The organism is Cupriavidus sp. SIMBA_020 (genome assembly GCF_046535395.1).
Lineage (GTDB): Bacteria > Pseudomonadota > Gammaproteobacteria > Burkholderiales > Burkholderiaceae > Cupriavidus > Cupriavidus campinensis.
Window position 1 is genome coordinate 1 of record NZ_JAWRWU010001870.1, and the last position, 228, is coordinate 228.

Sequence of the window (228 nt, forward strand, 5' to 3'; positions counted from 1 at the left end):
GTCGCGCGCGACGATGGGCAGGAAATCATACGGGCCGGCCAGTCCGATCCAGCCCGCCAGGGTGGCGGGCGCCGTGCCCGCCCCGCGCAGCCAGCGTCCATCCAGCGCCAGCATGGCGGCGATGTAGCCGCCTGCGCTGTGGCCGGCTACGAAGACCCGCCCGGGGTCGCCGCCATAGGCGCCGATGTGCTGCTGCGTCCAGGCCACCACTTGCGCGGCGTCCTGCAG

Annotated in this window: 1 protein-coding gene; it reads right to left on the reverse strand. The window is 74.1% G+C overall.

Translation table 11 applies throughout. The features are described from left to right. The coding region (locus SB751_RS36085) for an alpha/beta hydrolase (RefSeq protein WP_410749737.1) at nt 1-228 on the reverse strand (228 nt) is incomplete at both ends.